Here is a 22,642-nt window from a genome sequence, read left to right as displayed (position 1 = left end):
CAATCCAGCCAGCCTTCCTGCGGGTCGCACCCTCCGCGCCTCGCAGTCGCTTCAGGGCCGCGTCGACGCCCCTCCGTCGCCGAGCCGCCAGCCAGTGATCTGCCGTTTTTTCTCATTGCTTATCACGTGGTTCGGAGCCCCGATGAATCCTCCTCTTCGCTTTTCTTCTGCCGCCGCGCTTGCTTGCGCGCTTTCTGTTTCTACCGTCGATGCTTCCGGTCACGATTCGCTGGTCGATCGTTCAGACGGGGCCAATGTGTTTCGTTCGGAACGTCGGGCTATGGCTCGGGACGTTGAGCGTTCAGTGCCAACGACGCAGCGCGTGAAGTACGCGGCGCCGGTTGAACGCAGTCCGTTCGATACGCCGGATACGCGGCCGTTGAGGGTTTCGGGCGATTCGCTTAAACCGCAGCCTTCGGCGGAACATGGATCTCGCGATTCTGTTTGGCCTTCGAATCGCGTCGAGCTCGGTGCGGGCGGGAACGATAGCTTCGGTCGCGTGCTGCCGAGACACGAACAGCGCGAGCTGAACTGGAATGAATATCTGCGGGCCAATGGGTCACATGCGCGTGGCGGCGGGAATGCGTATGCGCCTGCGTGGCCCTTCGATGCTGCGCGCGGTCCGCACGCTGTGCCGAATCCGTACGATCCGTCAGTGCCGCAACCAGAAACGCGGACGTTTTATGACGGCGGCGCGGGTTCGCGTTGCACGGCGACGGGTGGTGCTGGGACGGCGCGGTCGTCTTGCAATATCGCCTGGTGATGTTTTTTCGTGGCCGGAGGCTGCTGCCCTACCCGGCTTGATGTGCTGCCTTGCGCTCCGCGGTTGCATGCTTGCTGCACCGAGGCGCGCATTTGCGCGAGTTGAAGTTCGATCAGGCCGCGCGGTGCTGTCTGCGCGGCCTTTTGTATCGCCGGCTCATCGGCGATCACGGTCTGAATGTAGGGGTTCGCGCCACACTAGCCGATCGGCCGATTCGCATCGAGACGAATCGGGCCGATGTACAGCGCCGCTGTCGCATCTCACATCGTCGTGATGACCAGCCATCCCGGATCGACCGCTATCCGCACCTTTTGGCCTGGCTCAAAACCCACGTCATTGATGAGCCACATTCCGCCAATCTTCATATACGGAAAGAACGTCTTCGGCCTCGGACCAAATCTTTTCGGAACACCCCAGATTTCCTGGACCGTCACGTAGCGTTCCGCAATCGGGGGACGTGCTTTATCATTCGCCTTAGCCATGGGCAACTCCTTGTAAGTTGGCTGTGGCCAGCGGGTCGTGAGTGTTGGTAGCACTTGCGGCCCGCGCTCGTTTACTGCAGTGTTTTTTATATTTCGGATTCCTCCCTTTCCACTTCATCGATGAAATAGTGCTTGGACCGGATCTACAGGCTGCTTAGCGCTCGTTCGCGCGCGATCAGCATTGAATACTTCTATTAGACCATCGCTAACACCATATATTTTCCGCTTGCGCGAGCGTTAGCCATTAGGCATAGGCACGTAATTTCGTCAGCACCCACCGGGCTATTGCATGCGACGATGCGAACGGAAAAAGTGAGCTGAAACAGACGTCGGTCGGCCTCGGAACGCAACGATTCGAAACAGTTTGAATGAATCGGCTTCACTCAGCGCAAGAACGCGTTTCGGGACAAAAGCGCCTGTTGCTTCCCTTCGGACGACCGGATCCGCTGACCCTGCCGACGGGCGACTTCAGCGCACTGACGCGTCCGGCGTACTCATGAAGAGCACGCTCAACCCCGGCGCGCGGAAATAGTCGAGCGTACCCTTTGCGCCAAGGAAGTATCCGTGCCCGACCTCGTCGGGCACCGCATTCTTCTGCAGAAACAGCGTGCCGGCTGTCGCCAGGATTGGTCTGCGTGATGCCACCGCTCCAGTCAAAAGAAAGCTCGAGAAACGCCTCGAAACTTGAGGCGATGTATCCGGTCGTCTTCTTCGACGCGCTGCGGGTCAAGATCCGCGACGACGGCGTGGTCAGCAATAAGGCCGTCTATATGGCTTTGAGCATTCAGGCCGACGGCCAGCACGACGTACTCGGCCTCTGGATCGAGCAGACCGAGGGCGCCAAGTTCTGGCTCAAGGTGTTCAACGAACTCAAGACGCGCGGCTGCCAGGGCATCCTGATCGCCGTGGTTGATGGTCTAAAAGGATTGACCGAGGCCATCAGCGCAGCCTACCCGCGGACAACCGTGCAGACCTGCATTGTGCATCTGATCCGCAACAGTCTCGAGTACGCCAGCTACAAGGATCGCAAGGCACTGGCCGCCGCGCTACGCCCGATCTACGCGGTCGCCAGCGAAGAGGCGGCAAGGCAGGCGCTACAAGACTTCGCCGACGGTCCTTGGGGCGCGAAGTACCCGACCATCGTGCAATCGTGGCAGCGGGCATGGGAGCACGTCGTACCGTTCTTCGTGTTCCCGCCGGAAATTCGACGGGTTGTATACACGACAAACGCCATAGAAAGTCTGAACATGCAGCTGCGCAAGATCATCAAGACGCGTGGTCACTTCCCGAATGACGAGGCGGCCATCAAGCTGCTCTGGCTGGCGCTGCGCAATGTGCTGGCCAAGACCGTACGGACCGCCTTCGACTGGAAATCGGCGATGAACCAGTTTGCTATCCTGTTCGGAGACCGATTTATGCCGGCGCGTGGATAACGTGCTGCTCAACCGCCTCGCCCACAAAAATGCGGACAGGTTCAGGGCCATACACGTTCCGGTCGTCGCTGCGCTGGCAGCATGGCCACGCAGCGTTCAAAACTGACGGAACGATTTTATTCAGGCAATTGAAATCCTCGTTTCGAACGTGTCGAACGGCTTGCAGCCGCGCATGACTGTTTCACGACGCCGATACGTCCCGGATGCCACGTACATCAAGGTCCGCTGCGCGCGAACGGACGCGCGCGAATGTGCCCCGCAATGGTGGCAAACAGTTACAACGGATTGCCCCGAGGCACGCCCGTGCGCGGCGCGCCCCGTCACCTCGGCGAGATCACGATCGCCGCCCGCCGGTTCTGCGCCCGCCCGGCCGGTGTGCGGTTATCTCCTACCGGATCGCTCTTCCCCCTCCCGACGATCACGATGCGCTTCCCGTCCAGCCCGACATCCACCAGCTCGATGGCAACGACCTCCGCCCGCCGTCTCGACAACTCGAGATCGTAAGCAGCTTCCCCTTCCTCATCCGAGTAACCATAAACCCGGACCCCATTGATCCCCGCCGACTTCAACGTCCTGCCAATCCGCTCGACAATCCGCCTCACATCGGGCCGGAGGTTATATCGATCGAAGTCGAACAAAATCGGCCCGGTCGCCCCGAACTCGAACCCCTGCTCCGTCTCCTGAAAACCGGCCGACTTCAGCGCCGTGACCTGCGTCTGCGTGAGCCCCCGATGCAGCGGCGCCGTCTTGCACCCGCCCAGCAGCAGGCACAGCAGCACCGCGCTCCCGACGCACATCCGCCCTATGCACACTGGCAACGAGTTTTCCATCATCGACCCCTATGTACGCGCCCGCGTCGCGTGCGCTTTTTATCCCGCCGCTACGGCCTCGCCCGTAGCGCGAAACCAATAGACCTCAAACCGGTCCGGCAACGCCTTCCGCCTGCTGCCACGACCCCGGTCGCGTACGCTTGGCCCGGTACATCGCGGCATCGGCCGCGCGCAGCAAGCCGCTGGCGTCGGACGCATGGTCGGGATACAGCGCAACGCCGGCACTCATCATGGTGGCCACCATGCGTCCGTCGGACAGCTCGATCGACGGCACCATGCCGGACAAAATCGCGTCGGCGATCCGGCCTACGCTGTCCGCTTCGCGCACGGCCGTCAGCATCACCGCGAACTCATCGCCGCCCAGGCGCGCGACCAGATCGGTCTCGCGCACCTGCGTGCGCAGCCGCGCGGCAACGCCAACCAGCACCGCATCGCCCGCGTCGTGTCCGAGACAATCGTTGATCTCCTTGAAGCGGTCGCAGTCGAGATACAGGATCGCGACCCGCTGCCCCGTCACGACGGCATCGCAAAGCGCAAGCGACAGACGCGTCTCGAACTGCGCGCGGTTGGGCAGCCCCGTGAGCGCATCGTGAGTCGCCCGGTGTTCGAGCGACGCGTTCTCGTCACGCAGCGTGTTCTGCCAGTCTTCGAATTCATCGAGCAACGCATTGAAGTCATCGCCGAGCTGGTTCAGTTCGGCGATCGCCACGGGCTCGACGCGCCGCGCGAACGCCCGCTCGCGCCGCACGGCGTGCGCGACGCCGGCAAGCGCGCGCAGCGGCGCGACGATGTTGCGAAGCAGACGCTTCGAGCTGACATACGCGCCGAGCACGCTGACGGCCAGGCAGCCGAGAATGCCGCCGATGCCGCCGAGCAGGAACCCGAAGAACTGATGTCCGCGGCCACGCACGATGACCTGACCAACGACGATGCCGTCATGCATCACCGGGACGGTCGCGGGCCCGGGCAGCGCAAGATCGGCGACGCCGCGCTCGAGCCGGGCAATTCGTCCTTCGGCAGGCAGCTTCCAGGTCGCGAACAACTGGCCCTTGCTGTCGGTGACCACCACCTGCGCGACGTCCTCGTCGTTGGCGATGGTTGCGATGGCCTCGCTCGCGGCGACGCGATCGCCGAACACGAGCGCCGCCTCGACGGTATAACCCAGCGAGCGCGCCAGCAGGTTCAGGTTGTTGCCGGCGTATGCGCGCAACGCGATCACGGCGACGACGATCAGCGACACGGCAGCCATCGCAACCGCGACGAAAGCCAGGCGCAAATGCGCGCGGCGCAACACGCTCTGCAGCGTCGGGCGCGGCACACGTGAAGACGAAATGGAGGACGCGGAACGTGTCATGGCGTCAGCGGCCGCCGCGCGAGGTTGAGGACATTCGGATGGACGCGCACGCCGCTGCGCGCGACGGCATCGAGATTGATGTCGAAGGTGACGCGTTCGCGGTCGACCGTGAGGCAGAACATCGCGCCCGCGGTGCAGGACGCATCGTGTTCGGCAATCGTCAGCACGGGGTGGCCGGCCAACGCGGCCCTCACGCGCGTTCGCTCGTCGCTGCCGAGGGTGCCGAGATAGACGACGTCGCACGCGATGCCCAGCGCGGGATCGTCGAAGCGTACGCGCTCCACGTCGAGCACGGTCGAGCCGGCCTGCAACGGGGCGGTGAGTCCGCCCGCGTAGTCGGGCTTGCCCGTCACGCACAGATGCAGACGAACGGGCGTCGCGGGCCAGCGCGTGAAACTGACGATGCCGAGCACGACCTGGCGCACGGCGGAGTCGGATGACGAAATCGCCGGATCGGCGGGAGGCACTGCGGCGGCGATCTGCACCGCGTCGATCGGCACATCCGCATCGGCGAAAACCCCGGCCATTACGCCCGGCGCGGCGCTCAGAACGCAAACGATTGCGACGAACGCATGCCGCAACGAGGCGACTCGACCCGGTCGGCCGGACGCCCTCCACGCGGCGATTGCCGCCGCGCCAGCTGGCGTCGATGCGGCCGCATGGTTCGCGACCGCCGCGCACACTCTCGCATCCATGATGGAAACATCTGCCGCAGTCGTTCCAGGTGATGCCCCGGCTTGCCATGCGCGTGCCGACACCGTCTCACACGCACGAACGCTTCCATCTTAGGTAAAAATGCGTATCCCAAACCAGTGGGATACACCCGCGAATCACGTCGAAAAGCCGGCTGGACCGGTGCCGCGGCAGCCCGCACCGATCCAGCGTCGACGGCGGCGAATTGATCAGCGGATTACGCAACCGAAAGCTGCAAACTTCATACTTTCTTCAGCGGCGCGCTATACGATCGCCGACAGATCGAACGGTGTCTGCCTCAACCGCTTCCCCGTCAGCCTGAACACCGCATTCGCGATCGCCGGCGTCACGGCCGGGCTCGACAACTCGCCGACGCCGCCCGGCTTCGCCGGATCGCCCTGCACGATATGAATGTCGGTCTCCGGCATGTCGCTCATCCGCATCACGCGATACGTATCGAAATTCGACTGCTGCACGCGCCCGTTTTTGAAATCGACGCGATCGGACGTCGCATGGCCGAGCCCCCACATCAATCCGCCGTACAACTGCTCGTCGACGCCGGCCGGCGACACGGCGATCCCGCAATCGGCCACGCACGTGAGCTTCTCCACGCGCACCGCGCCGCTCTTGCGAGCGACGCGCGCCACCACCGCGACATAGCTGTCGTACGCCTGATTCGTTGCGATGCCGAGCGCGACACCGTCCGGCAACGGCTGCCCCCAACCCGCGCGCCGCGCAGCTTCGCGCAGCACGGCCGCATGCCGCGGCCGGTCGCGCATGTGCGCGAGCCTGAACTCGACGGGGTCGCGCTTCGCCGCATGCGCGGCCTCGTCCATCACCGACTCGACCGCGAACACGTTCGGGATATAGCTGACCGCACGAAACCAGCCGGTCGGCACGCCCGTCTCCATGCGGATCCAGCCGAGGTCGCGATGCGGCGCCGCGTACGCGAATTCCCACTTCGTGATCGCTTCGGTCGTGCTGAAATCCATCCGGTCGGCGCGCTCCAGATAGCCGGGCTCCCACTGCTGCGGCGACGCGGGCATCACGCCGCGCAACCACAGCGACGCGAGATTGCCCCTCGCATCGAGCACCGCGCGCGCGCGGTGATGGCTCGCCGCGTGATAGAACAGCGCGCGCATCTCGTCCTCGCGACTGTTCATCAGCTTCACCGGCTTGCCTGTCTTCAGCGCGAGCCACGTTGCCTCGAACAGCCAGTACTTCGATTCGCGCGCGCCAAAGCTGCCGCCCGACACGAGTTCGTGCAGCGTCACGCGATGCGCGGGAATGCCGCCGATCACGTCGGCCGCCTCCATCGCGGTGGACGGCACCTGCAACCCGCCCCAGTACTCGATCCCGCCGTTGCGCGCCCACACGGTGATGTTGATCGGCTCCAGCGGATTCGCCGCCTTGTGCGGCATCGAATACGACGCCTCGATCGTGCGTGCGCCGGCGACGTTCGCCTTCGACGGATCGCCGTCGGCGATCGTCGGCACGACACGCGCGGCCGGATCGTCGATCCACGCGGCCTGGCGGGCGGCGAGCGTGCTGCTGTCGAACGTCTCGAACAGGCTGTCCTCCCATTCGATCCTCAATGCGGCCTGCCCCTTGTGCGCGGACCAGTAGTCGTCCGCGAGCACGGCGACCCCAGCCTGATTGCCGCCGAGCACGTCGGGACGCGGCGGGATCTGCAGCACGTCGCGCACGCCGGGAATCGCGAGCGCGGCCTTCGCGTCGACGCTGCGCAAGCGCGCGTCGATGACCGGCGCGCGCGTGACGACGGCGACGAGCATCCCCGGCAGCGACACGTCGATGCTGTACGGAAACGATCCGTCGGCCTTCTGCGCGGCATCGCGCTTCCTGCGCAGCTTGCCGATATAGCGAAACCGGGCGGGATCCTTCAGCACGACTTGTTTCGGCGCGGGCAGTTGTGCGGCCGCGGACGCGAGCGAACCGTACGTCGCGCGGCGCCCGCTCGCCGCATGCAACACGGCGCCGTCGGCCGTCGTGCACGACGACACCGGCACATGCCATTGCTGCGCGGCTGCGTCGACGAGCATCGCGCGCGCCATCGCACCCGCGCGGCGCAGCCGGTCGTATTCCATCGCGACGCTCGTGCTGCCGCCGGTCGAGAACACTTTCCACAGCGGATGGATGTAGTCGGCGAAGAACGGATCTTCGGGGGTCACGACATCGACCTTGAACGGATCGACGTCGAGTTCCTCGGCCACCACGGCGGCCAGCGCAGTGCGCGTGCCGGTGCCCGAATCGTGTTTGTGCACGACGAGCTTGATCGTGTCGTCGGGCAGCACGCGCACCCAAGCGTTCGGCTCGAACTCGCCGGCGGCAGGATGCGGATCGCCGCTCACGTTCCTGCCCGCGGCCATCGCATCGGGCATCCGGAAGCCGATCGCGATGCCGGCCGCGAGCAACGCGGAACTCTGCTTGAGGAAGCGGCGGCGCGGCGTGTTGCCGCTATCGTGCGGCACATCGGTCGTGAGATCGTCGCGCATGTCACGCCTCCTTCGCCGGTTCGGCTTCAGCCTTCAACGCAGGATCGCCCGACGCCGCGCGCCTGATCGCGCGATGAATCCGCGCATACGTGCCGCACCGGCAGATGTTGCCTGACATCGCCGACACGATCGCTGCATCGTCGAGCGGCTGGCCGCCCTTCAGCAGCGCGGCCGCCTGCATCAGTTGCCCCGGCTGGCAGTAGCCGCATTGCGGCACGTCCTCCGCCACCCACGCGAGTTGCAGCGGATGGCGGCCGTCCGGAGACAGTCCTTCGATCGTCGTCACGTGCTGCCCGTTCGCGGCGACGGCCGGGATCAGGCACGACCGCACGGCCTGCCCTTCGAGATGCACCGTGCACGCGCCGCACAAGCCCTTGCCGCAGCCGAACTTCGTGCCAGTGAGCTTGAGCCGGTCGCGCAGCACCCACAGCAACGGCATATCCTCGGGTACATTCTCGAGCGAATGGCGTGTATCGTTCACGACGATGTCGATCATGCGCTGTCTCCTGATTCGCATTCATGGTGTTCGCCCGCGTCGATGGCGCGGCGCCGGAGCATTATCGAAACGCGATGCGCGGGCGCGGGCGCGATCATTTCATCGAATCCCTGTCAGTCGGACTAACAGATGCTCAAGCGATACCCTTCGATCCAGTCGATGCAGGCGTTTCTGCAGGCCGCGCGGGTCGGCAGTTTTTCGAGCGCGGCACGCCAGCTGGCGCTCACGCACAGTGCGATCAGCCAGCAAATTCGCTCGCTCGAGGAATTCATCGGCCAGCCGCTGTTCGCGCGGGCCGGCGGCCGCGTGATGCTGACCGATGCCGGCACGCTGTTCGCGAACCAGTTGTCGGACGGCCTCGAACAGATCGATCGCGCGCTGTCGTCGGTGAAGGGGCGCACGACGGGGCCGTCGATCCGGCTCGACGTCGATCCGGAACTGATGCAGGGCTGGCTGCCCGCACGGCTGCCGGCGCTGATGCGCACGCTCGACGACGCGACGCTGACGGTACTGTCGTCGCCGCGTCACGACCGCGATGCATTCGATCGCGTCGATGTTGCGCTGCGCTATGGCTACGGAGAATGGGAAGGCGTCGACTGCGCGCTGGTGTGCCCCGACCGGCTGACCGCGATGGCCGCGCCCGCGCTGCTCGAACGCCACGGGCTCACCGCACCGCTCACGCCGGAGCAGGTGCTGGAACTGCCGCTGCTCGGCTATACGAAGCGTTCGTGGATTCCGTGGCTCGAAGCGGCCGGCCTCGAACCGACCGAACCGCAGACGATCGCGGTGTTCGACAACGCGGCCGGGCTCGTCGCGACGCTCGCGTCAGGGCTGGGCGCAGGCCTCGTCCGCGGCCTGCTTGCGGCCGACGCGTTGCGCGACGGCCGGCTCGTCGAACTCTGCACGATCGCGATTCCGACGCACTACAACCTCCATGCGATCTGGCCGCGCGAGCGGCACGCGCGCGTGAAGCCGCTGATCGACGCGATCGGCGAGCTGGTCGCGAAGTCGCTCACCCGCTGAAGCATGCGCGGACTCACGTGCTGAATGCCGTCGCGACTTCGCGCACGGTATCGAGAAATGCGCCGAGCACCGCGGACGTATCGTCGGCGCGATAGCGCGCCTGCAGCGACACCTCGAGTTCCGGCGACGACAGCGGCACGAACGCGACGCCGCCAGTCGAAATCTGCAGCGACGACGCCGGCAGCAACGCCACCCCCAGCCCCTCGCGCACCAGCGACAGCAGCGTGTGCACCTCGACGACTTCATGCGCGATCCGCGGCGTGAAGCGCGCATCGACGCAACTCTGCTGCAGGAACCGCGCCAGTTGCGAGTGCCGCAGGCCGAACGACACGAACTGCTCGTTCGCGAGTTCGCCGAGCGCGATGGCGTCGCGCGACGCGAGCGGATGACCTGCCGGCAACACGGCCACGGCCGTCTCGCGCACGACGATCTCGCTGCGGATCGACGGATCCTCCTGGAACAGCCGGAAGAAGCACACGTCGAGCCGCTTCTCCTTCAACGCATCGATCTGCGCGGCGGGCGTCATCTCGTGCAGCGACCAGTGCACGTGCGGATGGCGTTCGGCGAACACGCGCAACGCGCGCGGAATCGGCGCGACCATCGCCGAACTGATGATGCCGACCGCGAGACGCCCCACCTCGCCGCGCCCCGCGCAACGCGTGAGATCGATCGCGCGATCGAACTGCGCGACGATCAGCGGTACCTGCTCCTTCAGTGTTTTCCCTGCCTCGGTGAGTTCCACGCGATGCTGCGAGCGCACGAACAGCGCGGTGCCGAGCTGCTCCTCGAGCAGGCGGATCTGCTGGCTCAACGGCGGCTGCGAGATATGGAGCCGCGCGGCCGCACGCCCGAAATGCAGTTCGTCGGCAAGCACCGCGAAGTAACGCAACACACGCATGTCCATATCGCAAACGTATCAAGAGCGTCAGTAAAAAATATTGTACAGAGCACATTCGGCTTGTGACACTCGGTCCCAAGCAGCAGTGCACGTCGCAGTGTGTCACTCGATGCCGGCGAGGGGAAGGCGCCAAAAAAGGCGCCTTGCAAAAGGCCGCATGAATCCGACCGACACGGTCGCTTCATCGACGTGCCTGCCCGCGACCCGGCAACCGGCCTTTCCGGTTCCTCTCAAGGAGATCGAGTAGATGATCATCGACACCAGCTGTTACCCGACGAATCTCGTCGACCTCGCGTGGCGTCACGACGGCCCGCCGTTTACCGGCGAGCGCCTGATCGAGACGATGAACGGCCCGTTCCTCATCAACGGCAAGCCGCGCCGCGTCGACAAGGCGTTCATCCAGCCACCGCAAGGCAACACCATCTATACCTACACCGACGGTGAAAAATCGGGCGCCGAATCGATCGACGCGTACATGGCGTACACGGTCGAAATGGTGCGCAAGCACCCCGACCGCTTCATCGGCTGCTTCGTCTACAACCCGCGCTGCGGCGTGGAAAACGGCGTGAACGCGATCGATCACTACGTCCGCAAGCTCGGCTTCCGGATGGTGCAGTTCCAGGCCAACATGCATGCGTACCGGCCCGACCGCGCGCTCGACTGGCTGCGCCCCGCGCTGAAGAAATGCGCGGAGCTCGGCGTGCTCGTGAAACTGCACACGGGCGACGGCCCGTACAGCATCCCGACCGAGTGGGTGCCGATGATCAAGGAATTCCCGACGGTCAATTTCATCATGGCGCACTTCGGCGTGCAGACGGGCGGCGTCTATTGCTTCGAGCCGTTCCAGCTCGCGATGGACCTGCCGAACGTGTATTGCGAATCGGGCTGGTGCCTGCAGTCGCGCATCGTCGAATTCGCGAAGGTGCTGCCGAAGCACAAGATCCTGTTCGGCTCCGACACGCCGCCGAACGAGCCCGGCATGTGGCTGCGCCTGCTCGAAGTGCTGTGCTTCGAGCCGCCGCAGGGGATGAATCTCGACGAGGACACGCTCGAGGATTACCTCGGCAACAACACGGCCCGGATGATCGGTCTCGAACCGACGCCCGCGCCGCGCACCGTCGAAGAAGCGCGAGCGCTGCTCGCCGCCTGACGCCCGCGCCCTTCTCTCCCGAATCCGGAGCATTGCATGATCATCGATACGCACCTGCACCCGACCAACCTCGTCGACGAGGCCTGGCGCCACACCGGCGAACCGTTCACCGGCGAACGCCTGCTGAAGATGATGGACGGACCGTACATCATCAACGGCAAGCCGCGCCGCATCGACATGGGCTTCATCCAGCCGCCGCCGGGCAACACCGGCTATCGCGACGGCAACCGCCGCGGCCGCGAAGGCATCCGCGACTACATGGCGTACATCGCCGAACTGACGCAGAAGTACCCGGACCGCTTCATCGGCAACTTCACGTACAACCCGCGCTGGGGCCCGGAGAACGGCGCGGCAGAGCTGGAATTCCACATCAGGGAGTACGGCTTCAAGATGGTGAAGCTGCACGCGAACATGCACGGCTACCGGCCCGATCGCGCGCTCGACTGGCTGCGCCCCGCGATGAAGGTTTGCGCGAAGTACAACATCGTCGTGCTGATCCACACCGGCGACGGCCCGTACACGATCCCGACGCAGTTCTACCCGATCATCCGCGAGTTTCCGATGGTGAACTTCATCATCGGTCACTTCGGAATCCAGACGGGCGGCAACTACTCGTTCGAAGCGTTCTGGATGGCGATGGACACGCCGAACGTGTACTGCGAATCGGGCTGGTGCTACCAGTCGCGGATCGTCGAATTTGCGCGCGAGCTGCCGCGCAACAAGATCGTGTTCGGCACCGATTCGCCGCCGAACGAGCCCGGCATGTGGCTGCGCGAGCTGGAGATGCTATGCGGTCCCGCGCCGCAGGGGATGGATCTCGATGAAGACGGCCTCGAGGACTACATGGGCAACAACATCGCCCGCCTCGTCGGCATCGAGCCGACCCGGCCGCCGAAGGATCTCGACGAAGCGCACAAGCGCCTGACGGCGACCTACGTGTAACGCGCCGGCGGCCGGAGCGCGCATCGCCGCACGCATCGCGCGGTCCGGCCTTTCCTCTTCCGCATCCGACGGAGTGCATCATGGCGTCCAGTCCTTTCGCCGAGCAGCAGGATTTCCACCATTTCGCGACCGCGTACCGCGATCGCTTTCCGGACGACGTGCTGACGGTCGCGCAGCCGCTGTCCGCCGACCAGGACGTCACGGCCGTCGTCGCGTCGCTCGCCGCACGCGGGCGGCACGACATGCTCGTCTGCGAGCGTGTCGACGGTCTCGCGACGCCGCTCGTCACCAACGTGTTCGCGTCCCGCACACGGATCGGCCGGCTGTTCGGCGTCGATGCGAACGGCCTGTTCGACGCATGGCAGCAGCGCGCGAACGCGCCCGTCGCGCCGGTCGCCGTACCGCACGGCCCCGTGCTCGACCAGGTGATCGAAGGCGACGCGGTCGATCTCGCGCAACTGCCGATGATCCGCCACTTCGAAACCGATCGCGGGCCTTACGTCACCAACGCGGTGATCGTCGCCGAGGATCCGGTGACGGGCGTCGCGAACCTCAGCTATCACCGCTCGATGCCGCATGCGCGCAACGCACTGGCGACGAGCCTCCATTCGCGCGGCCATCTATGGCGGATGCTGCAGACCGCCAAGGCACGGGGCGACACGCTGAAGGTCGCGATGGTGATCGGTGCGCATCCGCTGTTCATGCTCGCGGCCGCCGCGCGCCTGCCGTTCGGCGCCGACGAGCGTGCCATTGCCGGCGGGTTGTTCGGCGCGCCGTTGCAGCTCGTCCGCACGCCGCGCCACGGAATCGGCGTGCCGGCCGCCGCCGAGTTCGTGCTCGAAGGCACGATCGATCCTGACGCACACGCCGACGAAGGCCCGTTCGGCGAGTTCACCGGATACTCGTCGGACCGCTCGACCAACAACGTACTGCGCATCGACACGATGATGCGGCGCAACGATGCGTGGCTCGTCGACGTGGTCGGCGGCCCGTATGCCGAGCACCTGACGCTTGCACGGCTGCCGCGCGAAGCCGAGATGAGCGAGAAGCTGAAAGCGCGCTTTCCGGCCGTCACCGCGATCCACTACCCGAACTCCGGCACGCACTTCCATTGCTACGTCGCGCTGAAGCAGACGCGCGACGGCGAAGCGCGGCAGATCATGCTCGCGCTGCTCGGCTGGGATCCGTATCTGAAGAACGTCGTCGCGGTCGACAGCGACGTCGACATCACCGACGACGCGCAGGTGCTGTGGGCGATCGCCACGCACTTCCAGCCGCATCGCGACCTGTTCGTCGTCGACGGCCTGCCCGGCAGCCCGCTCGATCCGTCGTCGTCGTCCGACGGCACGACATCGCGGATGGGCATCGACGCGACACGCGGCGCGCGCTTCGACGGCGTGCGCGCCCGCGTCGGCGACGCGGCGATGCAGCGCGCCGCACATGTGATCGCGCAACTCGGCGGAGCCGCGCGATGAGCGCGCGCAGGCTCGTGGTCGGCATCAGCGGCGCGTCCGGCTTCGTCTACGGGATGCGGCTGCTCGCACTGCTGCGCGCGCTCGACATCGAGACGCACGTGGTCGTGTCGCGCGCCGCCGCACTGACGATGGCGCACGAGACCGACTTCAAGCTGTCGGACGTCGTATCGCTCGCGAGCGTGCTGTATCGCAGCGACGACATCGCGGCGCCCATCTCGAGCGGGTCGTTCCGCACGCTCGGGATGATCGTCGCGCCGTGCTCGATGAAGACGCTCGCCGAAATCGCGAGCGGGCTGTCGTCCGGCCTGATTTCACGCGCGGCCGATGTCGTCTTGAAAGAGCGCCGCCGGCTCGTGCTGCTCGCCCGCGAAACACCCTACACGCTCACGCATCTGCGCAACATGGCGACCGTCACGGAAATGGGCGCGATCGTCGCGCCGCCCGTGCCGGCGTTCTATGCGCGCCCCGCTTCGCTCGACCAGATGATCGACCACACGCTCGGCCGCGTGCTCGACCTGTTCGACCTCGATTCCCGCACCGTCCATCGCTGGAAGGAAAGCGGGTCCCGGCCCGACCTGCAGCCCAATCCGCAGCCCAACCGACTCAACGGAGACGCATCATGACCCACATCCATACCACCCACAGCCACGTCGAGAAGATCCCGGTCACCGTGCTCACGGGTTTTCTCGGCGCGGGCAAGACGACGCTGCTGAATTACATCCTGCGCGAGAAGCACGGCCGCAAGATCGCGGTGATCGAGAACGAGTTCGGCGAAATCGGCATCGACGGCGGCCTCGTGCTCGAATCGACCGAGGAAATCTACGAGATGACGAACGGCTGCGTGTGCTGCGTCGGCGCGGTGCGCGAGGACCTCGTGCGGATCGTGCGGATGCTCGTCGCGCGGCCCGACCGGCTGGATCACATCATCGTCGAGACGAGCGGTCTCGCCGATCCGTATCCGGTCGCGCAGACCTTCTTCCTCGACGATCCGATCGCGAAGGAAGTCGCGCTCGACGCGGTAGTCACGATGGTGGATGCGAAGCACATTCGCGCGCACCTCGACGATCTCGTGCTCGACGGCCGCGACAACCAGGCAGTCGACCAGATCGTCTGCGCAGACCGGATCGTGATCAACAAGGTCGATCTCGTCGAGGCGCCGGACGTCGATGCGCTGACCGCGCGGCTGCGCGAGCTGAACACGACCGCAGAGATCGTCACCTCCAGCTATGCGCAGGTCGACCTCGATCGCATCCTCGGGATCGGCGCGAACGAGTTTGCGCAGATTCTCGTCGAGAGCGACGGATTGCAGGCCGCAGCGCCGCACGCGGAACACCACGAGCATGAGCCCCATGCTCACGACGAGCATGCCCTTGCACACGACGACGACCACGACCACCACGAACACGACGACAGCGTGTCGTCGGTGGGCATCGAAGTCGACGCGGACGTCGATCTCGACGCGCTCGAAGCCTGGCTCGGCGAACTGCGCCGCGCCGACACCGCGAACCTGTTCCGGATGAAAGGCATCCTGGCCGTGCACGGCCGCGTGCAGCGCTACGTGCTGCAGGGCGTGCACGGCGTGATCGAATTGCGTGCCGCGCAGGCGTGGGGGTGCGAGCCGCGCGCTTCACGCATCGTTTTCATCGGCCGCGATCTCGATCGCGCCGCGCTGACCGACCGCTTCCACGCCTGTCTCGCCGCCCCGGTCGCGGCCTGACGGGAGTCCAGGCGGGCGCGCAACGCGCCCGCCCGATAACGAACATCAGGAGACACGCCCATGAACTCTGCCTCACATCCCGTCGATCGGGTCCTGCCGCGCCGCCAGATGCTGACGCTCGGCCTGCAGCACATGCTCGTCGCGTATATCGGCGCGATCGCGGTGCCGCTGATCGTTGCATCCGCATTGAAGATGTCGCCCGCCGATACAACCGTGCTGATCAGTACCGCGCTGTTCTGTTCCGGCATCTCGACGATCCTGCAGACGGTCGGCGTCTGGAAGCTCGGCGTGCGTCTGCCGATCCTGCAAGGCGTCGCATTCAGCAGCGTCGGCCCCGTGATCGCGATTGGCCTCACGCCCGGCGTCGGCTTCGCCGGCGTATGCGGCGCGGTGATCGGCGCGGGAATCATCACGACCTTCGCCGCGCCGCTCGTCGGCCGGCTGCGGCGCCTGTTCCCGCCGGTCGTGACGGGCTGCATCGTCACCGTGATCGGCTTGCAGCTGTTCCCGGTCGCGTATCACTGGGCGGGCGGCGGCGACGCGGCGAAGCTGCAGTTCGGCGAGCCGTCGTTCCTTGCCGTCACGCTGGTCGTCGCGATCGTGATCCTCGCGATCAACCGCTTCGCGAATGCGTTCCTGCGCAACCTGTCGGTGCTGATCGGGCTCGTCGCCGGCAGCCTGCTCGCCATCGCGCTCGGGATGGGCAACTTCGCGAACGTGGCGGCAGCGCCCTGGTTCACCGTGCCCTACCCGTTCCATTTCGGCACGCCGGTGTTCGCGGTCGTGCCGGTGCTGACGATGGTGGTCGTGATGATCGTGCAGATGGTCGAGTCGATGGGCCTGTTCGTCGCGATCGGCGACATCGTCGAGAAGCACGTGAGCGAGGACGACGTCGTGCGCGGCCTGCGCGCGAACGGCGTCGCGAGCGCGATCGCCGGCACGTTCGCCGCGTTCCCGTTCATCGCGTTCATGGAGAACGTCGGGCTCGTGATCCTGACCGGCGTGCGCAGCCGCTGGATCGTCGCGATCAGCGGCGTGCTGATGTGTGTCGTCGCGCTGGTGCCGAAGATCGGCGCGATCGTCGCGTCGACGCCGTCCGCCGCGCTCGGCGGCGCGGGCATCGCGATGTTCGGCGTGGTCGTCGCGGCCGGCGTGCAGACGCTCGCGAAGGTCGACTTCGAGGGCAATCGCTACAACGTGCTGATCGTCGGCTTCACGATCGCGACCGCGCTGATTCCGGTGATGGCGCCGAAAGTCTTCGCGCACATGCCGGACTGGACGCAGCCGTTCCTGCATAGCGGCGTCGTGATCGCGTGTCTCGTGTCGGTCGTGCTGAACGCGCTGCTCAACGGCGTGCAGGCAGCCGATCCCGTCGAATCGCACGTGCTGCCCGACACCGCACACCGCAGCCCGATGGCGCGCGAGTGCGACTGATCGACCGCGCGCCGCGTGCGGCGCGCGCATGACGACCAACGCATGACGACGAACATCCTAATCCGAGGAAACCCGATCGTGAACCTTCCCTCTTCTTCATTGCTGATCCGCCACCCGGTCGCGGTCATGAGCGGACGCACCGGCAGTGCCGCGCGACTCGGCCGGACCGACCTGCGCATCCGTGACGGCCGGATCGAATCGATCGCGCCCGATCTCGCGCCGCTGCCCGGCGAGCGCGTGATCGACGCCAGCCACTGCGTTGTCTACCCCGGCTGGGTCAACACGCACCATCATTTGTTCCAGAACCTGCTGAAGGCGGTGCCGGCCGGTATCGACGCGGATCTGCAGGCATGGCTCGCTGCCGTTCCGTATCCGCGCGTGGCGCGCTTCACGCCGGCGCTCGCGCGCATCGCCGCGCGGCTCGGTTTCGCGGAGCTGCTGCTGTCGGGCGTGACGACCTGCGCCGATCACCACTACCTGTATCACGCGGGCGGCACGACCGAGACCGGCGACCTGCTGTTCGACGAAGCAGCCGGCTTCGGAATGCGCTTCGTGCTGTGCCGCGGCGGCGCATTGCAGGCGGCCGGCGATCATCCCGGCTTCGCCGGTACCGCGCTGCAACCCGAAACGCTCGACCAGATGCTCGCGGACATCGAGCGGCTGAAAGCGCGCCATCACGACGCGAGCGCCGCATCGATGCGCCGCGTGGTCGTCGCGCCGACGACGCCGACATTCTCGCTGCCGCCCGATTTGCTGCCCGAAGTCGCACGCGCGGCGCGCGGGATGGGCTTGCGGCTGCATTCGCACCTGTCGGAGACGACGCGCTACGTCGACTTCTGCCGCGAGCGCTACGGCAAGCTGCCGGTCGAGTTCGCCGCCGATCACGAATGGCTGGGCCCCGACGTGTGGTTCGCGCACCTCGTCCATCTCGACGCGAGCGAGATCGCGATGCTCGCGGAAACCGGCACCGGCTGCTCGCACTGCCCCGTCAGCAACGCGCGGCTCGGCAGCGGCATCGCCCCCGCGCCGCGCATGGCGGCGGCCGGCGTGCCGGTGTCGCTCGGCGTGGACGGCGTCGCGTCGAACGAGTCGGGCAGCATGACGCACGAGGCCAACTTCGCGTGGCTCGTGCATCGCGCGGCGCATGGTGCGTCGGCGACGACCGCCGAGGACGTGCTGAACTGGGGAACACAGGGCGGCGCGCGCGTGCTCGGACTCGATGCGGTCGGCACGCTCGACGTCGGCCAGGCCGCCGATCTGGTGCTGTACGACGTGAGCGGGCCGCGCTTCAACGGCTTCCACGACTATGCGATCGCGCCGGTCGCGGCCGGCGAGCCGTCGCCGGTGAAATACAGCATCGTGAATGGCCGCGTCGTGGTGGACAACGGCGAGATTCCGGGCCTCGACCTCCCGGCGCTGCGCCGCGCGGCGCTCGATGCGGTGCGGCAATTGCTCGACTGAAGGGAGGCGGCGCGATGAATCCTCGCACCCGCATCGGCATCGTGACGCCGTCGTCGAACACCGCGCTCGAACCACTGACGTCCGCGATCGTCGCCGAGCTGCCGAACGTCAGCGTGCATTTCGCGCGCTTCACCGTGACCGAGATCGCCCTGAGCGCGGCCGCGCTCGACCAGTTCGACGCGGAGCACATTCTGGTCGCGGCCCGGCAACTGGCCGACGCGCGCGTCGACGTGATCGGCTGGAGCGGCACCTCGGCCGGCTGGCTCGGCTTCGAGCTCGATGCCGCGCTGTGCCGCGGCATCGAGCAGGCGACCGGCATTCCGGCGACGACGTCCGTGCTGGCGCTGAACGAGTTGCTCGAACGTACCGGCGTGCGGCGGCTCGGGCTGGTCACACCGTATCTGGACGACGTGCAGCAGCGGATCATGCGCCAGTATGCGCAGCTCGGCATCGACTGCGTGGCCGAGCAGCATCTCGGGCTGCGCGACAACTACAGCTTCGCGGAAGTGCCCGACACGCAGCTCGCCGCGCTGATGCGCAAGGCCGCGCAGGCGCGGCCGGACGCGGTGACGACGTTCTGCACGAACCTGCATGCGGCGCATCTGGCCGGATCGTTCGAAGAGGCGACCGGTATCGCGGCTTACGACACGGTGTCGACGGTCGTGTGGAAGGCGCTGAGGATGGCGGGGATCGATACGCACGGGCTGGCACGGTGGGGGAGATTGTTCGGGATGCATTGATCGATCCGGGTGGCCGATCGTTTGTCGACGCAGCCCGCCGCTTGCCGCCCGCCGTCGTCGCGCGGGCCGCCCGCGGCGCGCACGCCCCCACGTGTCCCTCTTGGTGCCGCACGTCTGCGCGAGTATGCTTTGAGCTCATACGATCTCCAACCCGGGCGCATACACCGCACTGCGGCCAGGCGCCCCGCAAACGGCCACTCACACGATGGATTTCGACGTAATCGTTCTGGGCGCGGGCATCGTCGGCGTGTCCGCCGCGCTGCACCTGCAGGATCGCGGCCGCAAGGTCGCGCTGGTCGACCGCGGTGCGCCCGGAGAAGGCACGAGCTTCGGCAACGCGGGACTGATCGAGCGCTCGTCGGTCGAGCCGTATCCGTTCCCGCGCAGCCCGTTCACGCTGATGCGCTACGCGCTGAACCGCTCGACCGATCTCTACTGGCACAGCACGTCGCTGCCGGCATTCGCGCCGTGGCTCGCGCGCTTCTGGTGGGAATCGGCGCCGATGCGTCATGCGGCGGCCTCGCGCGACATGCTGCCGCTGATCGAGCGCTGCATCGTCGAGCACGACGCGCTGATCGCGCGCGCCGGTGCAGCCGAGCTGATTCGTGCGAGCGGCTGGATGGAAGCGTTCCGCACGCCGGCCGCGTTCGAACGCGCGGTCGCCGATGCGGGGCTCACCGCGCGCCGCCACGGGCTCGGCATCACGCCGCTCGACGCCGCGGCACTGCGTGCGCGGGAGCCGAGCCTCGCGCCGGGTTTCTGCGGCGCGCTGCACTGGCTCGATCCGAAGAGCGTCGTCGATCCGTCGGCGCTCGTCAAAACCTACGCGCAGCTCTTCGTGCAAGGCGGCGGCACCCTGCTCAACGGCGACGCCGCGAGCCTCGAGGCGTTATCGCCGGGCTGGCAGGTCACGACGGACGAAGGCAGGATCGCCGCGCCGGCCGTCGTCGTCGCGCTCGGCCCGTGGTCCGACACGGTGTTCGGCAAGTTCGGCTACAAGATCCCGCTGCGCGAGAAACGCGGCTATCACATGCACTACGCGCCGTCCGAACGCGGCACGCCGTCGGCGCCGATCGTCGATCGCGAATACGGCTACGTGATCGCGCCGATGCGGCGCGGCCTGCGGCTGACCACCGGCGTGGAAATCGCGCGCCGCGGCCTGCCGCCGACGGGCGTGCAGCTCGAACGCGCGGAACGCGTTGCGCGCCCGGTGTTCGGTTTCGGCGAACGGCTCGACCCGCAGCCGTGGCTCGGCTTTCGCCCATGCACGCCCGACATGCGGCCGGTGATCGGCCCCGCGCCCGCGCATCGCGGGCTGTGGTTCGCGTTCGGGCACAACCATCACGGGCTGACGCTCGGCCCCGTGTCCGGCCGCCTGCTGGCCGAGATGATGACGGGCGAAACCCCGTTCACCGATCCGACGCCCTACCGCGCCGACCGCTTCTGATGTCGAACGACTGAACGCCCGCGCTCAGTCGAGCGCGCGGCCGAAGATCCGGATCACCTCGTCGAGATGCTCGGCCATCGCGCGGCGCGCGGCTTGCGGATCGCGCGCGCGGATTGCGTCGAGGATCGCGCGGTGCTCCAGCTCCGACCGGTGCGGCATGTCGTTCGGCATGTACAGCGACTGCAGCCGCTGGAACATCGGGTCGTATTTGTGCGCGAGCAGTTGCTTGATCATCAGCGCATACGCGGGGTTGTCGCTCGCTTCCGCGATACGGATATGGAACAGCCGGTCGCCCGGATGCGTGAGCGAGCCGCTGCGGTTGTCTTCCTGGTTGCGCAGGAACGCTTCATGGATCCCGTCGATCTGCGCGTCCGAGCCGTGTTTCGCGGCGAGCGACGCGGCTTCCGGCTCGATCAGCCGGCGCGCCTGCAACAGCGCGAACGGCGGGATTTCGGTGTCGAGGTCGAGCGCGATGCCGAGTTCCGGATCGATCTCGACGATCGAAAACGGCGCGACCTTCGTGACGGGTTGCGGCTCCGGCACGACAGCCGCCTCGGGCTGGCGCACCTTTACGCCGTCGCCGACGCGCACGCTGACGAGCCCGTTGACTTCGAGCGCGATCAGCGCCTCGCGCACCGACGTGCGCGACACGCCGAACCGTTCGGCCAGTTCGCGCTCGGGCGGCAGATAACTGCCCGGCGGAAAATCGCCGGACTCGATCATCGTGCTGAGCTTGTCGGCGATCTGCTGGTACAGGCGGCGGTTCTGGATCGGCTGGATGGACATACGTTGATACAGGTGAGCGGTTTCGTTGCGGCCGGCCTGCCGAATGAAGCGTCAGGCCGTTCGCGCCTATTTTATATGCCGGGCTTCGACTCGAACGGCACCGCATAGCAACGCGCGGCCGTGCCCCCCCACAATGCGCCGCGCTCGGCCGCCGACAGCCGCGCTTCGGCCCAGCGCTCGACCAGCGACGCCACTTCGTCATACGACGCCGCGAGCAGACACACCGGCCAGTCCGAGCCGAACATCAAGCGTTGCGGCCCGAATGCGTCGAGCGCCGCATCGAGGCACTGCTCGATGTGCCGGATGTCCTTCGCGCGCAGGCCGCGCCGCCAGTCCGTCTCGGTCACGAGACCCGACAGCTTGCACACGACATGCGGCAGTGCACCGAGCTCGCGCAACCCGGCACGCCAGCGCGCCAGCGCGGTGTCGTCGCGCTCGAACTCGGCGAGCGCGGGCTTGCCGGCATGATCGAGCACGAGCCAGTGCGCGTCGTGCCGCGCGCAGAACGCACGCACGTCGGGCAACTGGCGCTCGAACACGAGCACGTCGTACACATAGCCGTTCGCCTGCAGCCAGGCGACGCCGCGATTGAACGCGGGGGCCTCGACGAACGCGGCGACGTCGGCTTCGTCCTGCACCTGATGACGAAAGCCGCGCAGCTTCGGGCTCGCCCATGCGGCGATGCGGTCGGCCAGCTCCGGCGCACCGAGGTCTTCCCAGCCGACCACGGCCGCGATATGCCCGTCGTCGCGAGCGAGATCGAGCAGGAATGCCGTCTCGTCGCGTCCGGCGCGCGCCTGCACCGCGATCGACGCGCCGAGCGCCTGCGCATGCATCTGCGGCCACAGCATGTCGGGCAGGTAGTCTCGCGCGAGCACGCCCATCCCGTGGCCGATCCACGGATAGTCGGCCGGGCGGTAACGCCAGAAGTGCTGATGAGAATCGATACGCACTGCGCCCATGGTGTCCTCGTCTTCCGCCCTTACCCACGCATGACATTACGTC

21 protein-coding genes and 1 pseudogene are annotated in these 22,642 nt (G+C 66.6%); 12 read left to right on the top strand and 10 right to left on the bottom strand.

What is annotated here, in order from left to right:
* Window positions 1-142 precede the first annotated feature (142 nt).
* Window positions 143-763 (top strand): hypothetical protein, encoded by a 621-nt coding sequence (locus J7024_RS05305; RefSeq protein WP_175750804.1) that lies wholly within the window; start codon window positions 143-145, stop codon window positions 761-763.
* A 260-nt stretch (window positions 764-1,023) separates the two neighbouring features.
* On the opposite strand, the gene J7024_RS05300 is transcribed toward J7024_RS05305, so the two are convergent.
* Complete coding sequence (locus tag J7024_RS05300; RefSeq protein ID WP_234744845.1) at window positions 1,024-1,245, bottom strand: type I toxin-antitoxin system SymE family toxin; 222 nt, start codon at window positions 1,243-1,245, stop codon at window positions 1,024-1,026.
* A 468-nt stretch (window positions 1,246-1,713) separates the two neighbouring features.
* On the bottom strand, window positions 1,714-1,890 hold the full coding sequence (locus J7024_RS05295; RefSeq protein WP_175750802.1) for a hypothetical protein: 177 nt from the start codon (window positions 1,888-1,890) through the stop codon (window positions 1,714-1,716).
* Window positions 1,891-1,928: 38 nt separating this feature from the next.
* Here J7024_RS05295 and J7024_RS05290 point away from each other — a divergent pair.
* A pseudogene (locus tag J7024_RS05290) lies at window positions 1,929-2,678 on the top strand (IS256 family transposase); the annotation flags it as partial.
* Between the two features lie 320 nt (window positions 2,679-2,998).
* Here the strand turns inward: J7024_RS05290 and J7024_RS05285 are convergent.
* The 5 genes from J7024_RS05285 to J7024_RS05265 all read right to left on the bottom strand — a co-directional run bounded on the left by J7024_RS05285 (window position 2,999) and on the right by J7024_RS05265 (window position 8,564).
* Window positions 2,999-3,508, bottom strand: coding sequence for an OmpA family protein (locus J7024_RS05285; RefSeq protein ID WP_234744844.1), 510 nt, complete (start codon window positions 3,506-3,508; stop codon window positions 2,999-3,001).
* 85 nt (window positions 3,509-3,593) lie between these two features.
* On the bottom strand, window positions 3,594-4,862 hold the full coding sequence (locus J7024_RS05280) for a diguanylate cyclase domain-containing protein (RefSeq protein ID WP_124826982.1): 1,269 nt from the start codon (window positions 4,860-4,862) through the stop codon (window positions 3,594-3,596).
* Entirely contained in the window at window positions 4,859-5,557 is a 699-nt protein-coding gene (locus tag J7024_RS05275) for a YfiR family protein (protein ID WP_124826981.1), read from the bottom strand. The genes J7024_RS05280 and J7024_RS05275 overlap by 4 nt, the downstream gene beginning before the upstream one ends.
* A 261-nt stretch (window positions 5,558-5,818) precedes the next feature.
* A complete protein-coding gene (locus J7024_RS05270; protein WP_124826980.1) occupies window positions 5,819-8,068 on the bottom strand; it encodes a xanthine dehydrogenase family protein molybdopterin-binding subunit in 2,250 nt (749 codons plus the stop codon).
* Between the two features lies 1 nt (window position 8,069).
* A complete protein-coding gene (locus J7024_RS05265; RefSeq protein WP_124826979.1) occupies window positions 8,070-8,564 on the bottom strand; it encodes a (2Fe-2S)-binding protein in 495 nt (164 codons plus the stop codon).
* A 129-nt stretch (window positions 8,565-8,693) separates the two neighbouring features.
* Here J7024_RS05265 and J7024_RS05260 point away from each other — a divergent pair, with 129 nt between their 5' ends.
* Complete coding sequence (locus tag J7024_RS05260; RefSeq protein ID WP_124826978.1) at window positions 8,694-9,587, top strand: LysR substrate-binding domain-containing protein; 894 nt, start codon at window positions 8,694-8,696, stop codon at window positions 9,585-9,587.
* A gap of 13 nt (window positions 9,588-9,600) precedes the next feature.
* On the opposite strand, the gene J7024_RS05255 is transcribed toward J7024_RS05260, so the two are convergent.
* On the bottom strand, window positions 9,601-10,491 hold the full coding sequence (locus J7024_RS05255; protein WP_124826977.1) for a LysR substrate-binding domain-containing protein: 891 nt from the start codon (window positions 10,489-10,491) through the stop codon (window positions 9,601-9,603).
* A 241-nt stretch (window positions 10,492-10,732) separates the two neighbouring features.
* Here J7024_RS05255 and J7024_RS05250 point away from each other — a divergent pair, with 241 nt between their 5' ends.
* The 9 genes from J7024_RS05250 to J7024_RS05210 all read left to right on the top strand — a co-directional run bounded on the left by J7024_RS05250 (window position 10,733) and on the right by J7024_RS05210 (window position 20,851).
* Window positions 10,733-11,635, top strand: a complete 903-nt coding sequence (locus J7024_RS05250; RefSeq protein WP_175750799.1) for an amidohydrolase family protein — start codon at window positions 10,733-10,735, stop codon at window positions 11,633-11,635.
* Between the two features lie 36 nt (window positions 11,636-11,671).
* Complete coding sequence (locus J7024_RS05245; protein ID WP_124826975.1) at window positions 11,672-12,577, top strand: amidohydrolase family protein; 906 nt, start codon at window positions 11,672-11,674, stop codon at window positions 12,575-12,577.
* Window positions 12,578-12,657: 80 nt separating this feature from the next.
* On the top strand, window positions 12,658-14,052 hold the full coding sequence (locus tag J7024_RS05240) for a UbiD family decarboxylase (RefSeq protein ID WP_234744843.1): 1,395 nt from the start codon (window positions 12,658-12,660) through the stop codon (window positions 14,050-14,052).
* Window positions 14,049-14,675, top strand: a complete 627-nt coding sequence (locus J7024_RS05235) for a UbiX family flavin prenyltransferase (protein ID WP_124826973.1) — start codon at window positions 14,049-14,051, stop codon at window positions 14,673-14,675. Before J7024_RS05240 ends, J7024_RS05235 begins: the two co-directional genes overlap by 4 nt.
* Window positions 14,672-15,769 carry a CobW family GTP-binding protein gene (locus J7024_RS05230; protein ID WP_124826972.1) on the top strand — a complete coding sequence of 366 codons (1,098 nt, stop codon included), beginning with the start codon at window positions 14,672-14,674 and terminating at the stop codon, window positions 15,767-15,769. The genes J7024_RS05235 and J7024_RS05230 overlap by 4 nt, the downstream gene beginning before the upstream one ends.
* 60 nt (window positions 15,770-15,829) lie before the next feature.
* The gene (locus tag J7024_RS05225) at window positions 15,830-17,203 is read left to right on the top strand and encodes a nucleobase:cation symporter-2 family protein (RefSeq protein WP_175750797.1); all 1,374 of its coding nucleotides are present in this window, start codon (window positions 15,830-15,832) and stop codon (window positions 17,201-17,203) included.
* A 78-nt stretch (window positions 17,204-17,281) separates the two neighbouring features.
* A complete protein-coding gene (locus J7024_RS05220; RefSeq protein ID WP_175760696.1) occupies window positions 17,282-18,664 on the top strand; it encodes an amidohydrolase family protein in 1,383 nt (460 codons plus the stop codon).
* Window positions 18,665-18,678: 14 nt separating this feature from the next.
* The gene (locus J7024_RS05215; protein ID WP_234744842.1) at window positions 18,679-19,404 is read left to right on the top strand and encodes a maleate cis-trans isomerase family protein; all 726 of its coding nucleotides are present in this window, start codon (window positions 18,679-18,681) and stop codon (window positions 19,402-19,404) included.
* Between the two features lie 205 nt (window positions 19,405-19,609).
* Window positions 19,610-20,851 (top strand): NAD(P)/FAD-dependent oxidoreductase, encoded by a 1,242-nt coding sequence (locus J7024_RS05210; protein ID WP_124826969.1) that lies wholly within the window; start codon window positions 19,610-19,612, stop codon window positions 20,849-20,851.
* Window positions 20,852-20,875: 24 nt separating this feature from the next.
* Here the strand turns inward: J7024_RS05210 and J7024_RS05205 are convergent, their stop codons facing one another.
* Entirely contained in the window at window positions 20,876-21,637 is a 762-nt protein-coding gene (locus J7024_RS05205) for a FadR/GntR family transcriptional regulator (protein ID WP_124826968.1), read from the bottom strand.
* A 71-nt stretch (window positions 21,638-21,708) separates the two neighbouring features.
* Window positions 21,709-22,599 carry an amidohydrolase family protein gene (locus J7024_RS05200; RefSeq protein ID WP_175750795.1) on the bottom strand — a complete coding sequence of 297 codons (891 nt, stop codon included), beginning with the start codon at window positions 22,597-22,599 and terminating at the stop codon, window positions 21,709-21,711.
* Between the last annotated feature and the right edge of the window lie 43 nt (window positions 22,600-22,642).

This window comes from Burkholderia sp. WTPI3 (assembly GCF_021483755.1).
Taxonomy (GTDB): domain Bacteria; phylum Pseudomonadota; class Gammaproteobacteria; order Burkholderiales; family Burkholderiaceae; genus Burkholderia.
Note: the sequence above shows the minus strand (reverse complement) of the source record. Positions and strands in the feature narration are given on the sequence as shown.

Bases quoted from the DNA above. Each gene is read 5' to 3' on its own strand.
- J7024_RS05260 (WP_124826978.1), top strand. From the start codon at position 8,694: ATGCTCAAGCGATACCCTTCGATCCAGTCGATGCAGGCGTTTCTGCAG.
- J7024_RS05240 (WP_234744843.1), top strand. From the start codon at position 12,658: ATGGCGTCCAGTCCTTTCGCCGAGCAGCAGGATTTCCACCATTTCGCG.
- J7024_RS05305 (WP_175750804.1), top strand. From the start codon at position 143: ATGAATCCTCCTCTTCGCTTTTCTTCTGCCGCCGCGCTTGCTTGCGCG.
- J7024_RS05230 (WP_124826972.1), top strand. From the start codon at position 14,672: ATGACCCACATCCATACCACCCACAGCCACGTCGAGAAGATCCCGGTC.
- J7024_RS05235 (WP_124826973.1), top strand. From the start codon at position 14,049: ATGAGCGCGCGCAGGCTCGTGGTCGGCATCAGCGGCGCGTCCGGCTTC.
- J7024_RS05255 (WP_124826977.1), bottom strand. From the start codon at position 10,491: ATGGACATGCGTGTGTTGCGTTACTTCGCGGTGCTTGCCGACGAACTG.
- J7024_RS05265 (WP_124826979.1), bottom strand. From the start codon at position 8,564: ATGATCGACATCGTCGTGAACGATACACGCCATTCGCTCGAGAATGTA.
- J7024_RS05200 (WP_175750795.1), bottom strand. From the start codon at position 22,599: ATGGGCGCAGTGCGTATCGATTCTCATCAGCACTTCTGGCGTTACCGC.
- J7024_RS05210 (WP_124826969.1), top strand. From the start codon at position 19,610: ATGGATTTCGACGTAATCGTTCTGGGCGCGGGCATCGTCGGCGTGTCC.
- J7024_RS05275 (WP_124826981.1), bottom strand. From the start codon at position 5,557: ATGGATGCGAGAGTGTGCGCGGCGGTCGCGAACCATGCGGCCGCATCG.
- J7024_RS05245 (WP_124826975.1), top strand. From the start codon at position 11,672: ATGATCATCGATACGCACCTGCACCCGACCAACCTCGTCGACGAGGCC.
- J7024_RS05270 (WP_124826980.1), bottom strand. From the start codon at position 8,068: ATGCGCGACGATCTCACGACCGATGTGCCGCACGATAGCGGCAACACG.
- J7024_RS05300 (WP_234744845.1), bottom strand. From the start codon at position 1,245: ATGGCTAAGGCGAATGATAAAGCACGTCCCCCGATTGCGGAACGCTAC.
- J7024_RS05280 (WP_124826982.1), bottom strand. From the start codon at position 4,862: ATGACACGTTCCGCGTCCTCCATTTCGTCTTCACGTGTGCCGCGCCCG.
- J7024_RS05250 (WP_175750799.1), top strand. From the start codon at position 10,733: ATGATCATCGACACCAGCTGTTACCCGACGAATCTCGTCGACCTCGCG.
- J7024_RS05205 (WP_124826968.1), bottom strand. From the start codon at position 21,637: ATGTCCATCCAGCCGATCCAGAACCGCCGCCTGTACCAGCAGATCGCC.
- J7024_RS05215 (WP_234744842.1), top strand. From the start codon at position 18,679: ATGAATCCTCGCACCCGCATCGGCATCGTGACGCCGTCGTCGAACACC.
- J7024_RS05285 (WP_234744844.1), bottom strand. From the start codon at position 3,508: ATGGAAAACTCGTTGCCAGTGTGCATAGGGCGGATGTGCGTCGGGAGC.
- J7024_RS05225 (WP_175750797.1), top strand. From the start codon at position 15,830: ATGAACTCTGCCTCACATCCCGTCGATCGGGTCCTGCCGCGCCGCCAG.